At 45.6% G+C, this 13,508-nt stretch carries 17 protein-coding genes; 3 read left to right on the top strand and 14 right to left on the bottom strand.

From position 1 onward, the window contains the following. Positions 1 to 26 precede the first annotated feature (26 nt). The 12 genes from G7B20_RS15565 to G7B20_RS15620 all read right to left on the bottom strand — a co-directional run bounded on the left by G7B20_RS15565 (position 27) and on the right by G7B20_RS15620 (position 8,720). The gene (locus G7B20_RS15565) at positions 27 to 425 is read right to left on the bottom strand and encodes a hypothetical protein (RefSeq protein WP_205600245.1); all 399 of its coding nucleotides are present in this window, start codon (positions 423 to 425) and stop codon (positions 27 to 29) included. Positions 426 to 522: 97 nt separating this feature from the next. Continuing rightward, positions 523 to 1,098 carry a Crp/Fnr family transcriptional regulator gene (locus tag G7B20_RS15570; RefSeq protein WP_164112345.1) on the bottom strand — a complete coding sequence of 192 codons (576 nt, stop codon included), beginning with the start codon at positions 1,096 to 1,098 and terminating at the stop codon, positions 523 to 525. 198 nt (positions 1,099 to 1,296) lie between these two features. After that, positions 1,297 to 1,731, bottom strand: coding sequence for a hypothetical protein (locus G7B20_RS15575; RefSeq protein ID WP_164112346.1), 435 nt, complete (start codon positions 1,729 to 1,731; stop codon positions 1,297 to 1,299). Between the two features lie 182 nt (positions 1,732 to 1,913). Next, complete coding sequence (locus G7B20_RS15580) at positions 1,914 to 2,444, bottom strand: C40 family peptidase (protein WP_240466025.1); 531 nt, start codon at positions 2,442 to 2,444, stop codon at positions 1,914 to 1,916. Between the two features lie 284 nt (positions 2,445 to 2,728). Beyond that, positions 2,729 to 3,130, bottom strand: coding sequence for a hypothetical protein (locus tag G7B20_RS15585; protein WP_164112347.1), 402 nt, complete (start codon positions 3,128 to 3,130; stop codon positions 2,729 to 2,731). Positions 3,131 to 3,168: 38 nt separating this feature from the next. Continuing rightward, complete coding sequence (locus G7B20_RS15590; protein ID WP_164112348.1) at positions 3,169 to 3,735, bottom strand: DUF6266 family protein; 567 nt, start codon at positions 3,733 to 3,735, stop codon at positions 3,169 to 3,171. A gap of 31 nt (positions 3,736 to 3,766) precedes the next feature. After that, positions 3,767 to 4,408 (bottom strand): DUF6266 family protein, encoded by a 642-nt coding sequence (locus G7B20_RS19530; RefSeq protein ID WP_164122994.1) that lies wholly within the window; start codon positions 4,406 to 4,408, stop codon positions 3,767 to 3,769. Between the two features lie 448 nt (positions 4,409 to 4,856). Next, complete coding sequence (locus tag G7B20_RS15600) at positions 4,857 to 5,099, bottom strand: MerR family transcriptional regulator (protein ID WP_164112350.1); 243 nt, start codon at positions 5,097 to 5,099, stop codon at positions 4,857 to 4,859. Positions 5,100 to 5,221: 122 nt separating this feature from the next. Beyond that, positions 5,222 to 5,809 (bottom strand): hypothetical protein, encoded by a 588-nt coding sequence (locus G7B20_RS15605; protein WP_164112351.1) that lies wholly within the window; start codon positions 5,807 to 5,809, stop codon positions 5,222 to 5,224. After that, positions 5,781 to 6,560: a LytR/AlgR family response regulator transcription factor gene (locus tag G7B20_RS15610; RefSeq protein WP_164112352.1), complete on the bottom strand. Its 780-nt coding sequence runs from the start codon at positions 6,558 to 6,560 to the stop codon at positions 5,781 to 5,783. Before G7B20_RS15610 ends, G7B20_RS15605 begins: the two co-directional genes overlap by 29 nt. Beyond that, on the bottom strand, positions 6,550 to 7,647 hold the full coding sequence (locus G7B20_RS15615) for a sensor histidine kinase (RefSeq protein WP_164112353.1): 1,098 nt from the start codon (positions 7,645 to 7,647) through the stop codon (positions 6,550 to 6,552). The genes G7B20_RS15610 and G7B20_RS15615 overlap by 11 nt, the downstream gene beginning before the upstream one ends. A 65-nt stretch (positions 7,648 to 7,712) precedes the next feature. Further along, the gene (locus G7B20_RS15620) at positions 7,713 to 8,720 is read right to left on the bottom strand and encodes a hypothetical protein (protein ID WP_164112354.1); all 1,008 of its coding nucleotides are present in this window, start codon (positions 8,718 to 8,720) and stop codon (positions 7,713 to 7,715) included. A 478-nt stretch (positions 8,721 to 9,198) separates the two neighbouring features. Here G7B20_RS15620 and G7B20_RS15625 point away from each other — a divergent pair, with 478 nt between their 5' ends. Then, a complete protein-coding gene (locus tag G7B20_RS15625; RefSeq protein ID WP_164112355.1) occupies positions 9,199 to 10,170 on the top strand; it encodes a helix-turn-helix domain-containing protein in 972 nt (323 codons plus the stop codon). On the opposite strand, the gene G7B20_RS15630 is transcribed toward G7B20_RS15625, so the two are convergent. After that, positions 10,167 to 10,796 carry a hypothetical protein gene (locus G7B20_RS15630; RefSeq protein WP_164112356.1) on the bottom strand — a complete coding sequence of 210 codons (630 nt, stop codon included), beginning with the start codon at positions 10,794 to 10,796 and terminating at the stop codon, positions 10,167 to 10,169. The two genes, G7B20_RS15625 and G7B20_RS15630, sit on opposite strands and share 4 nt — an antisense overlap. A gap of 280 nt (positions 10,797 to 11,076) precedes the next feature. Here G7B20_RS15630 and G7B20_RS15635 point away from each other — a divergent pair, with 280 nt between their 5' ends. After that, positions 11,077 to 11,556 carry a MauE/DoxX family redox-associated membrane protein gene (locus G7B20_RS15635; RefSeq protein WP_164112357.1) on the top strand — a complete coding sequence of 160 codons (480 nt, stop codon included), beginning with the start codon at positions 11,077 to 11,079 and terminating at the stop codon, positions 11,554 to 11,556. Between the two features lie 213 nt (positions 11,557 to 11,769). Further along, positions 11,770 to 12,174 carry a hypothetical protein gene (locus G7B20_RS15640; RefSeq protein ID WP_164112358.1) on the top strand — a complete coding sequence of 135 codons (405 nt, stop codon included), beginning with the start codon at positions 11,770 to 11,772 and terminating at the stop codon, positions 12,172 to 12,174. 61 nt (positions 12,175 to 12,235) lie between these two features. Here G7B20_RS15640 and G7B20_RS15645 read toward each other — a convergent pair whose 3' ends face one another. Continuing rightward, positions 12,236 to 13,504: a TlpA family protein disulfide reductase gene (locus G7B20_RS15645; RefSeq protein ID WP_164112359.1), complete on the bottom strand. Its 1,269-nt coding sequence runs from the start codon at positions 13,502 to 13,504 to the stop codon at positions 12,236 to 12,238. Between the last annotated feature and the right edge of the window lie 4 nt (positions 13,505 to 13,508).

Raw genomic sequence — 13,508 nt, forward strand, 5'->3', positions numbered from 1 at the left:
GTATAAGTTATATCCCAAGTAAAAACCTATTTCAAATTCACCTGTGCTGTTGCAGATAAGGCAGTTCCGGTACTGGTATTCTCCCTTTTTTCTACCCCATCAACAAAAACCTTCACTTTCAAGGTAGAGGAAGCATTTACGCCCATAGCATTGGCCGAGATCGTAGCTACAGAGGTATTCGCAGGTACCGTTATTTCCGGGCTAGTCCAGGTCTGGACATTTGCTTTAGAAATAGTAGTCAGGTTGTTGTCGTAGCCATATACCACCAAGTTGACCAAAACACCCGAGGACGCCTCGGCCTTAAAGACTACCTTTTTAGAAGAACCTGTCGGCTCCTCATCTTTGCTACAGCTGGTCGATATTTGCAGGAGTACCAGGCCAAACAGCACAGCGGCTATTTTAATTTTTGAAAAGCTCATCATCATCTCTATTTAATTTTGCTATTACTATTACCGCAATATTACGTTGAAATGAAAGTAAAATCCGTTCACTTAAGTTAATAAATGACGGTTGATGAAATTTCTATTTATCGAAGACAATCCGCTTCCGTAGCCTACTGAGCGACTGCGGTGTGATTCCCAGATAACTCGCGATCTGGTATTGAGGGACACGTTGTATCAGTTGCGGGCGGTCTATTAAAAACTTTTTATACCGATCTTCGGGATTCAATATCTTGAACGAATCTAATTGCTGCTGTTTTTTGTTGAGCTCTTTTTCAGACACCACCCTACACAACATTTCAAATTGAGGAAATCTGGAATAACCAATCGCTTCTAACTGGGGATTAGAAACCAACAGTACCGTATCCTCCAGGCAGGCTATGCTATACTTTGAAGGCGCGTTATCACGTATACATACGGGGGTAATAATATCTTCTTCGGTAAAAAATTCAGTCGTTTTTTCTTCTCCATCTACGATGTAAAAAGATCTGAGACAACCCTTTATTACCAAATAACTATCTTCGGTTTTTTTTCCGACCTCGAGCACCGTATCTCCTTTTTTAAAATAGCGGAGCTGGATCAACTCCATAATACCGAGTTTTTCCTCTTCAGAAAACTTACCAATAGTGTCTAAATAGTTAAAAAGTGATTCTTCCATAATATTTCATTGCAAAACATAATTTTAATTGATCATTGCCTTGATTTTTCCTGAACTACCAATAACAGGCATATTTCTAATTTATGATATTTTTAGCTCTTCAGTCCTTACAGCTTCGCTTACAAAGCTGCAGATAATCGGTCTACAGATACAAACCTACATAAATTCGCTTTTACACCCAATATTTACTGTCAAAATTCATTTCTTTGGCCAGTACCAATAGATTCCTAGCAGCAGAGGAATACCAAGCAATAGCCAGCGCCAGTGGGACAGCAGGTCGCTGTATTTTCTAAAGCGCGCCTCTCGCTGCTTGCTGCTACGCTCCGCCGTTAGGCTATCATACCGCTGTACCCCTTCATCGAGCTGTGTCCGTACAGCGCGCTGCTCGGCATAAGCTAACTGACCTGATCGGCCCCACAGACCGAGATCCGGATGAAAGAAGAACGTGCTGTCTCCCCTATAGTACCAATAGCGTAAACTGCTGTCCTGACTATGGAACTGCGTCCAAGAAGTAGTAGATTCCAGACGGCTTTGCGCCTGCCTGTCTTCCTGCAGCCGTTCGCTTTTTTCTTTGTTTACTTTGCAGCCGAAACATACTGTGAGGAGCAGGAAATATAATATTTTGGTTTTCATAGCTGAATAAATTTATAGAAAGGTTGTCCTCCATGCCGGACAGGCGTGACACTTTTGACCGCAAAAGTGTCCAAAACTCGTCGCTCGAACCTTTAGCTGCGCTGAGCTCGTAGACTCGGTTTGACTGTATTGTAGTGCCTCCCACTACTAATGTCAAAAGCTTCACTAATATCTAAATACTATCAATCAATCCAATCCGCATAGCTGTGTATAGTTCTCTGATGTCGACGTCTGGATTCGACACGGTTATTACTGTTGCCTTCAATGCTGAGTATGTACTGTCCTTGTTTTTCTTTGATCAGTCCCACGTGATGGATACGCTTTAGCTTAGTGCTGTAGATGCCAAAGAGATCTGCTTTCTGTATTTTCCCTTCATCCTTATAGCTTCGGGCCTTCGGAAATAGAGCAGGACTCCAAGGGTTGCGAGGTTGTACAAGTCCCGCCTGTCCATATACCCAGCTTACAAAGGCCGCACACCAGTCATAGCCGGGGCCGAGGTTTGTATAGCGGAGGTATTGTTCAACGCGAGGGCCGTCATTATGGCCAGTAGCTTCTTTTACGCCTAGCTCATTTGAAGCAATAACTATTATTAAGTTTCTTTTGTCTTCCATGCCAGAACGATTACCTCTTATGCCACTCAAGCCGTGGCGGGGCTCTTCCTTTTTTTCCGCAAAAAAGGAAGCAAAAAACTCATCGCTTAAAATTTTTGACACAAAGGTTCTGCATCCCACTGCAATTGTCAAAAATTTTGCAGGCGATAAATTGAGTAATTGTAATGAAGTACTACTAGTATTATCCCAAAAAAACGGCCTAGGTTGCGCAAGGCGTAAAGAATTGTCGATTATTTCTGATAAGCAATCAGACTTGTTCGAGCGAAGTGAGTTTGTCTTATTGCCAGAAATAAGAAGACAATTTAGCCGAGCAACCAAGCCTTGATTTCTTTGCATACTTTCTTGATCAAGCAAGAAAGTATGAGCCACTCGCGGCTTAAGCGAGCCTACAACACTCCCCCCATCAACATTACCCCTGCATAGAGCAGCAAGAAGAAAACCGAGAAATAAAGAATACATTGTTGCCATGCTGTCAATTGATTAAAGTGGTTATTAAAGTGTTGGCGGAATACTTTGAACGGCTGCCAGAGCAGCTCCTGCAACCACAGGCTGCACAATATCGCAGCGACCCCAACCAGTAAGCCAAATACCGCCACCGTAAGGACGCCCAGATCGAGTACTCCTACTGCGGGATCTACGAATACCAAGGCTTTTCCTATTAAATATAAAAACAAGGTAAATAACACTAACCATCTGAATAAGTAATATTTAATATTTGAAAAGATAAAATTTTCTCCCCACCTCCATCCTTGATGTGAAGCAGTTTGTGTGTTTAAAAGTGTAGTCATTTTTTAGTGTTTAATCATTAGATTCGGGACAACCATCCTTAAATCATCCCCAAATACTGCGACCTTGAAAAGCGCTTATAATCACGGTCACATACCGTTATATAATGGTGAAACCGACATTCAATCAGATGAGAAGGTACAGCCGACTGCAGAGTCCCGTTCGATCGCTTGCCCTGCACTGCCAGTGCCTCCTCCTTTTCCACACACAGCGCTGTCCATAGCACGACATCATCGGCCTTTCCAGCAGCATCTATCGCATACTTGATCTGTAGTCCAGATTCATCGCGAGACAACTCAACGGCTGACAGCCGATCGTAGCTTCCATCACTCAGCAATATGCGGCTATAGTCCACCTGTAGATCCGGATATTCCCCGACGATGCCATTCTTGAGCACCTGCTGCATCGCATGGTTAAACGGGCGCACCCGCCTATCCCGGCGGTATTTCTCTTTATACCCCACCTTTAAGAGCGGTAACAGTGGCCGAAGCGCCTTCGCTGCCAACAGAAACCTGAGCCGCGTTGACACTATTTTCTGCTTTCTTTCCATATTTGAGTAAGTCATTGCTATAGGTCTGTTAATGGGAACCAGCAACCTGGCTCCCATTGGTTAAAAGATAAAAATCACACGATCGGTCCTAGATCGTGATCAGCCCCAGATACGACGTATTCGACACCTGCTTTTCGGTCCGATCCGTCATAAAGTACCAGACATGAATATCCCCTTGACGCAGATGTTGCGGTACCGCCATTACAGCCGTACCATCTTCCCGTAGAGGCACATCATCAGTTGTCAGGAACTCATTCTTCTGCGGATGGTATGCCAGAATAAAAAGCTGGTCATCCCCCAGTTTGTTTAACCTTTTAGAAGCTGAAACGTCCCAGGTCACATTGATCTTGTCCGTATCAAATTCTGCCGTCACCGTACCTGCTGAAAACAAGCCCCCATCCGAAAAGCTGATATTGGCATAGTCCAGCGTATAATTCGGATAGGCGCCAGCAATCGCCTTGAAGAGATTAAACTGAAACGCCACATTTGCCGGCGTACTCTTACTGTTCTGTTTATGGCCAAATCCCACTTGCAGGAACATATTGACCGAAGTCAGGAACCGCATGAGCAGTTTGAACTTAGCCTGCGTCTCCAATTGCGCCATTGTAGGCGGCTTACTACTCTTCTTGGGCAGCCCTTTGATATAATCTATACCTTTCCAGCTGCTGCCCACTACAGATCCCGCTTTCCCGCGGAATCCACCATTTGCACCCTGTCGTATTCTTCCCATCTTTGTTTTTGTTTAAAAAAATGAATAAATCTGTTAAGCCAAAGAGCATTCATACCGGTATATCATTGCTTTGACAAAACAAACATAATCACCTATACCAAAGAAACATATAGGTACACATCGATTGACCGCTATCTGTCCGCTATCCACCGTAAAATAGTCCGATACCGGCCACACAGCAAAAAAAAAACAGATCGCAAAAGCTACCGATCTCCTAATTGGGCCTACTCCATCACCAGTCTTCTATCTCCATAACGAGCAGCATTACCGCATCGATCCCCGATGGATCCCCGGTCAGTACCGCATCAGCATCGGGAAACGACCGGAAGTTGATCGGGGATTCACCCGGTTTAAGTAGCCCCAGGTAGGTCGGTGGTCAGGTAAAAGGTAGGTGTTGTAGAAAAAAAAAGCTACCATCGATTCGAGGTAGCTTTTGTAACGGTATAGATTAGCGTCCGCAACGGTACATCATGTACAGTCTCTCGACATCATCAGCGAGGTAATAGTTAAACTTATTGATCGTCTGTGCCACCCGCAGATCCCCCTTTTCAATAAACCGCCTGATCGTTCGATCACAGACCCCCAGCCTGTCTTTTACATACCTGTTGTCCCGCAGGAGCGGTTTGGGCCGCCCGCTCAACTTATAAATCGCTTCCAATATCTCCATAATCTGTTCGCGCATCCAGCGCATCTCAACGTACATGTTTTGCCCCAGCGCATAGCATGGGGACGAGAGCTGTACCCTCCCAAAATGTGCATGTAAATTCATGATTACAACTGTTTAATAATAAAATTAGTATTATTCATAGTGTGCTAGCTTCCACTACTTTCCAGACGTTGCTGGTAGTATCTATTGATATCCAGCAGGTGCCGCAAGTGCTGCTCCATCCGTACCATCAGTGGCCTATCCAGCTGACTATATTTCTTACGCAAGCTCTCCGCAGAGAGTCTACGCTGTTGTTTGGTATAAAAATGTCGGCTCAGAAAGCGAAATGTATGTTTCAATTCTGTCAATTCCAACAGCCCCGCATCCCTTATCAGCCGTACCAGGTACAGCATCTCTCTGGAAGACAACTTGACCAGACATTCTCCATCCGAGGGATATACCACCTGTTCAAAGGAGTGCAGCCACTGCTGCACAAAACCGCGTTGATCGGCATCAAAGTGATTTTTCAGCGTTGCATCCAGCGCCGTCTCTTCGTAATGTTGCTGCATCAGCAGGCGTTCTTCCACGAGCTGCAGCTGCACAGCGATATAGGCCGCAAATTCCATGAGGTAGCTCCGCGTAATCTCCAGTACATCAAGCATCCTGTTGGCCTGCAGAGCAGCATCGTCCGTTTGTGTATCCACAAGCGCCAATATTTTCAAAAATCTAGTATGTTGGTTTTCCTTTTTTATCATTCTTTTTATCCTTTAAATCAAGCTCTTTTAGCAATTTATGCTTGTAGCGTTCCGATAATCGTACGTAGTCCAGTAAGCCGCTTTGCTGCAGGCGGAGCCGATTGGGCCTACTGTACGACAGGACGCACGTCCTATTGACCAGATAACTGCGGTGCGTACGTACAAATAGCGACTTGGGCAAGCGTTGCTCGTACAAGCGGAGCCGCCCTGCCCCTATAATGCATTCCTCTAGGTAATAGATCCAGGTATCATCGCCTTTGCCCCGCAGTGCCCATATATCTTCAAGGCGCAGACTACGGTCCTCATTCTTATTGAGCACATGCACCAACAGTTGGCCCTCTTTTAGCAACTCCTTGTCAGCTATGGCATTTTTTCCCTGCTCTTTGATATACATATTCCTAAGGCATAAGTCCACTATCGTATCAAAAAGTTCCTTTTTAGTCGGTTTTAGCAGGTAATATGGCACATCCAGTGGAGATAGATGAGGTCCATACTCGTTGTAAGCTGTATAGCAGATATACGTACGCTCCGGCCCCAGCACCTTGATCAGCTCCAGGCCACTCATCCCTTCCATCTTCATATCGACAAATACCAGCTCGGCATCCACGCGCTCGATCTCCGTGACAGCCTCATAAGGATCCGTGGCCGTACCCACCAAATAGAGGTCGTCGCGCATTTCAACCTGCCGTCTCAGGCTCTCTATCGCCCGAGGCTCGTCATCCACAATAAATGTTGTCGTTCTATTGTCCATGGCCTTCTTGTTTGATCTGCAAGTACACGTTGTAGCATTCCTCTTCGTCTCTCCAGCTCCTGAGCTCATACCGCAGCGGATAGACCAGATCCAGACGACGTACGATATTTGCAATACCTACCCCCTCCACCTGTCGCCGCTCACTCTGCGGATCGATCTTGTTCCTAAAGCGGTACGTCACGGTGGCATCACCTAGCTCAGCCACAATGCTGAGGGGATAATTGCCGTACCGGAAGCGTCCATGCTTAAACATATTCTCGGCCAATACCAGCAGTACCGTAGGCAATACCTGCTGCCCATTGTCCCTTCCCGTACAGGACAACCGAATATCCGCCTGCGGAAATCGCCACTGCATGATCGCTAAATATTTCTTAAGTCCATCCAGTTCCGTACGGTGCGGCATCGTCGCTATATTCGCATCGGTACACTCCAATTTGTAGCGCATCAGATCCGATAGATTGGCCAGCTGCTCGGCCATGAGCGGACTATCCACTATACATTCTTCCTGTAGGGCAGCTATCGTATTGTGCAAAAAATGCGGATTGATCTGCGCGGTCAGAAAAGCGATCTCCAGGTTCTTGGCCATCACCTCCTTTTGATGCAGCAACTCCCTATTCCTGATATCCTGCCGATGCGCCTCCTCCCTTGCCTGAAGCATCTGTTCATGATGATATTGGGCGCTGATATGGTAATAAATAAAACCCGCCATCACCAGGGCATTGGTATAACGTAGTACCAACTGTGCAAAAGATGTCATCGTAATCGTCGAATCGACCTCCAGGTAGTCAAAAAAACCGATATTCGGCAGCAGCACATACAGCAGAAACAGGAACACTGCAATAAACGCGACAGAGCATACCGTCAACATCCACAACCGGCTCCACCTCGTATAACTATAAACTACGAGCTGGATCAGGGCGACACCGAATACAATACACAACAGCAGGAGCAGCAGCCCCGTCAGTACGGTGGGTACCGTGTTCTCCGGTTTCAGTATACGGTTCAGCAAGTAAGTGATCAAACCATAAGCAGGTGCAAACTGTACGAAAAGGCGTAACCCATTCTTGGCTAAATAACTCGAATTCATCACTTTTAGGTTAGTTAAATTCCTTAAGCTAATAAATATTTCGTGTATCATCCAAAAAAAAATATTCAAAACCAACTGTTCTTCAACAATTTAAACCCTACCTCATCCAAGGGAAACATCTTGTAATTCCTTTTTTCCAATAAATAGGGGTTATTATCTACGCGCACCAACCCATAGTGCCGTTCCATATCCGCTACTGTACCCGCAGCAACACCGATAGGCGGTTTATGTAACAAAAAGCGGTGCAATACCGACCAGTTGGTCCACTGCTCGGGCCAGTGCATGACATATTTGGCCAAGAGTGCAAATAACTGATCTGCGACCATGCGGGCATACTGTTGCGGGTCTAGACCCTCGGCCACCGTTATCGTATCTGCCGCCTCCACCCTAATACGGTCACCCTCACGCCACAGTAGGCAGGGATAGATCGGTAAGCCAAAGCGATAAGCCAGTGTCGCCGTACCCCGTGGCACATAGATTTGCTGTCCTAAAAAATTGACACGCGTCATCCGTGCCGCCCGATTATGCGCCACCCCTTCTACACCATCGGTATAGATCAATAGACTAAAGCCCTTATCCAGCAAGCGGTATAGCATTCTTAGTGCGGCAGGATCATTGGCATCCAAGAGCTGAAATCCCCCCTGTCGGGCGGCCAGCTCCATACGTGCCAAAAGCTGTGGATACTTGGCGCGCCAGTCGGCTATCACCTGCCCTGCCACCAATAGCACATAAGGGATCTTGGCCCGCATCAACAAGTAATTGATTAATTGAAAGGGTCCAAAGTGGTACGTTGCAATAATGCCACGATGGGCCTTCACTAGCGCCAGCACAGCATCCCATCCTTCTACCGGCGACGGATAATCCCTTTCAAAGTGTAAGAGATCATTCCCATTTAATACCTGCTGATAACGGTATCGCTGGAAAAACTCCTGATGCGATTGCAGCTGCGGCATAAAATTGGACAGATTGGCCGACAGTAGTGCGTAGGTATTGAGTGCCTCCACATCGTTCCAATCCGGCGCCGCGTACACGGGGTGGGACAGCTTGCCCCGCCCCGTGTCAGATATACGCATTGCCATCCGCTAAAAGGGATCGATGCCAGGCAATATTACATCGCACAAGGACGACTTACTCCTTATGCGGTCTACCGTAGACTTCATTTTTGTGTTGCCCTTGGGGGCATTACGTTTTGTTTTCCTGATCACTTCCTGTATCAGGTTTGCTTGCTGATTTAAAGTTAATTTAACCATGTTATTTTTATTAAAAGTTTAACATAGTTGAGCGCTCAACAATTATAGATCTTACCGCCAAACTAGGAAACAAAAATCTATAAATGGAAATAATCCACGAAAGCCCTCTAAAAATCCACGAACGAAAGAAAATATATTTTTTTTTGCACCCTTAGTCACGCCTTTAATACGCCAACCACTATCGATTAAGCACAGCGATAAGCCCTCACCGCTTGTATGGTGTCACCCCTGTCTCTTGACAGCGGCGGCCTAAAGGCTTTTATTTGCAAATTAACAATTATACACCCCAAATCAACAGCTTATGATACGCAGCTTCCATATACATTTCGGTGACCTGAATCCCGATTCCACAGCGGAGTCCCGCCTACCGAGAGATATCTCTTTTGCAATAGCCTATGCCCAGAGCCGCAGCTGGTACGACAAAGACAACTGGTACAGTATACAATGGTACAATGCCAAGCATGTATACCTATACAGTATCGAGATCGAGACAAAACGGAAACTACAAATTCCTATAAAGGTAAGCTATCCCGATATCCACTGGCAGTATGCCTTGAAAGGCGGCTATAGCCTGAAAGATGATCATGGGGCTATCCCCGTGCTGAGCGAGGATCGTAAACATCTTATCCGCGGCCAGAAGGAAAATTTTGATATCGAGGTGGGCCAGGGCCGCCACTGGATCGTCGGCTTCAATGTGGCAGCGAGCTGGCTGGACCGTTATCCCGAGGACCTCTCTCTAGGATCAGCGTTACTACCGCACGAATTAGCAAGGGATACCCTCTACCAGTCTGTACCGAGTGCCATAACTGATCAGGACCGAGCCGAGCTGTACTACCTATTAGGCCTTTGTCCCGGCCGGCATATCCTACAGGATAGCCAGATCTATGTCCCCGTCAGCAATCTAGTCGAACAGATGCGGACCTTGGACGACCCTTCATTATCACCAATCCAGAACAAGATACAGGCTGTAAAGTACTATATCCAAAAACGTATCGCTAAAAATCAGCCGGTACCGCCTATCAGCGTGCTGGCCAATCGATTCTATGTTGATAAGGATTATCTGGGCCGTACGTACCGAAGCACTGAAAAAGAAGGCCTCGCCCACTATATCTACCGGTTGAAGCACGAACGTGCTGCCGAACTCTTATCGAACAAGGTAGCCGTCAGCACTATCGCTGAGCAATTGGGCTACAGTGACAGCGCAGCTTTCCGGAAGGCTTTTAAGAAATACCATAAGGTGTATCCCAGTGCTTATATCCCTACTCAACACTAGGCATCGGTAGCGCTACGTTTGAGCCGCTCCTTATACAGAAAGAGCATCATGAAATGCATAAAGGCCAAAGGATCCAGTTTGATCCGGACGATGGCCTTTTCGGGTGTAGGCCCATATTCGGCAACGATCCTTTCGAACAGGGCGAATGGAACCTTAACCCCCAACGTATGGTGCCACCAGTACCATACCCGCTTGCGGTGGCTTATCTTGAGGTAATTTTCATAACCATCACTCTGATAGGGATTTTCGGCCAGTGTCTTCATGAATGCTATCGGCAGTCTAAACTGTGCCGTAGTATGGAAGGCACGGCACCTGTGGCAGTAATATACCCGGCGCTCGAGCCGCTGCTCGATATCTTTAAAGATCATATTGGTGGCTACGATCATCTTGGCCCTATTGAGGGCGAGGGGGCGCTTTCCGCAGGGCAGCTTTTCGAGCTGCTCCCGTTCGAGGTTTGCAGGCAGTACCACACGCTTGGTGAAAACCTCCCGATTGGCAGAGAGCTTATGCCCGATCACATCGTAGTACCTGACCATAACGGTATGCTTGCGTACCGCCAATACAAATGCCAGCTTCCGATTGTTCGAAAGCGCCACCCATACCCATGTATTGACCTCGAAACGCATACCTTAAGGCTTAATTTGTTATCGTAAATTAACAAATAAAAACGAAACAAGCTAATAACAAGCTTTAAATCAGCACAAAAGTCGGATTATAACACGCAACTGGTCGTATGAGGACACCGGCTTTCATCGGTATTCGCGCTACCTTTGAAATATGCAACAATGCCTGTAAGATGTAAAGAGAAGCATACCCCGGGCGCAACCGGCAGACGAAGTACTGGCCTACATCAGTGCAAACGAAAAATAACTTGATAACCCGTTCACACGATAACTAGATAACAAAATGAAAACAAACACCTACCTACTTAACACCCTAGTCGTACTGCTGCTGGCCCTATGGATACCGAGCAGTCTATACAAGATTATGCATTATGAGGCTTTTAAATCAGGGATCCTGCAGCAACCGCTAAGCTATACCGTCGCTTGGGCACTGATCTATAGCCTGCCCACGCTAGGGCTGGTGACGGCGATCTTGTTGGTAGCCGAGCGCTTTCGCAAGGTGGGTCTGCTGCTATCCAGCATACAGCTAATACTCTTCACGGGTTATATCGCACTGGTTCTGCTCCAGGTATGGGGCAAGCCTCCCTGCAGTTGCGGACTAGCAATACCGCAGATGGGCTGGACAAATCACCTTTGGTTCAATCTATTTTTCTTAGCCATCAGTATTACCGGCTATCTTCTATCTACAAAATTTGACAAAAAGCAACTCAGACAGGATAACAATACGAATGCTAAAGATGGACTTTTTAACACGATAACTTGATAACAGGATAACTTGATAACAGGTACCACAACGAATCCCGGTGACTAGGCCACTGGGTGCAGGGCGTGTCGGCCAAAAGACCTTTTCGACTATCCATCCGATACTTGTTGAGGCATCGAACGAAAAGATCAACAGATCCGGATAACAAGCCCCTCTTCATCTTTCCAGAGGTAAAAAAAGGGAAGAAATTATAAACATTTAAATTATAGCATTATGCTAAAAAACATCAAAAATTATGCAATGGCTTTGGCAGCCTTAGCTATTGCATTAAGCTTGACATTTATGTCATTCACGGAAGAAACAAATAAAAAAGAAGTTTCTTCAACAGTAACTTTAACAGATCAGTACTGGGACTTTGTGGGTAGTGGAGACCCATTAATACCCAATGACCGCGAGAATCCGGAGCATTATCAATTAGCGACAGAAGATCCGGGCTGTGACGGAAGCCAAGAAATTTGTCAAGTAAAAGCTCCAGCCGATCTGGTAGCAGACCCATCGGGTAACACACCTGACTTCACGGCCAATGTTACCGGGCCAAACCAATCCGTGCTCTTACGCATCCAAAATGCTATGAGTTCTGGGGCAAACGAAACTGCAACATTAAAGAACACGCCGTAGACTATTGACATCTAGCGAAGTTAAAGGGGCCGTCACAATGGACTGCCCCTTTATAAAACAATCATTCCTGCAGCTTTCGAATGACTAGCGTCTCCATAACTCTACGACTTTTCCTCAACTGAAAACCATATTTTTCCAATTGGTTCTTTAGATATTCAAAATCATGGAAACGTTTAGTATCCAAATCCATTGTAAATGGAGCCATCTTTCTTACATGTGTTCCCCGCAAATATAATACTGGCGTTGCATTGGGGACTGCATTTAACATGTCTATCATTTTCATTAAAGTTATACCTTTAGCCCCTGCATCCCTTCTCATTGATAATGTGTCTGGTCCCAATGAAACTAACCAGACATCTCTTAACGTATCCATGAGATTCGTACTATACGAGAAATAGAGATCAAGATATGTCCGCATCTTTCTCCCTGTCCAATCTTTACTCAAATCGACAGGATAATTTATCTCACAACTATATGCATTATCCTGCATCCATCCTAGTTGCGTACCATTTAAATAATTATGCACCAAACTTCCCCCATCAAAATTCTTGGTTACTATCTGTGAAGCCATAAATTTATCTCGAAGACTTCGCCCCATCGTTCGCAGGTATAATTCGGGGATAGACTGATTGACAGCTAGTACTCTGGCATTTCCCTTTACAGTATCACCTGCTGCAAAATATTTCGACTGAACCCCCGGTATATAGCTTGAGATAAAAACAGATATTTCATGTTTAGGTAATAGATTCAGATCCCCGGCCTGGTTATTCCAAACACGCAATGGCTTACTGACATCTAAAGGAAAATCCCATTTAACAGGCCAATTCAATTTTTCATCATTTACAAAACTCTCAATATGTGCAGGCGTAACGTAATCGTGATTTGTAAATGCGACAATTATACCATGCTTGTTTACCCAAACCAAATGCGGCGTTGAGAGATGAGGAAACAGTTTATGCAGCACACTATCTTCGTAGATTATAGGAATGGTAAGTTGTTTGCCTATTGCATTTGACTTGAGAAACTTCCGTACTCGCTCCTCTTTTTCAGCTGTAACACTAATCACTTGGAGCTTCTCCCCATATATCGACATCAGTGATTGAAATTTATCCAGTGAAGCTATACATGGCGCACATCCAGTAGAACCAAAATCAAGAACCGTTGCCTTTCCAGACAAAAGCTTAAATGTCTCCGAATCCAAATGCGTACTAAGAAAATTATTAAATTTTAAATCAGGCAATTGCTGTCCCGGCAGCAGTCTCTCGCTTTCCTGTGCATATATGTTTGTTATAGTAGACAAAACAAACAAGATAATTTTAATGTATCTCATAGTT

Source organism: Sphingobacterium sp. xlx-96 (genome assembly GCF_011007365.1).
GTDB classification, from domain to species: domain Bacteria; phylum Bacteroidota; class Bacteroidia; order Sphingobacteriales; family Sphingobacteriaceae; genus Sphingobacterium; species Sphingobacterium luzhongxinii.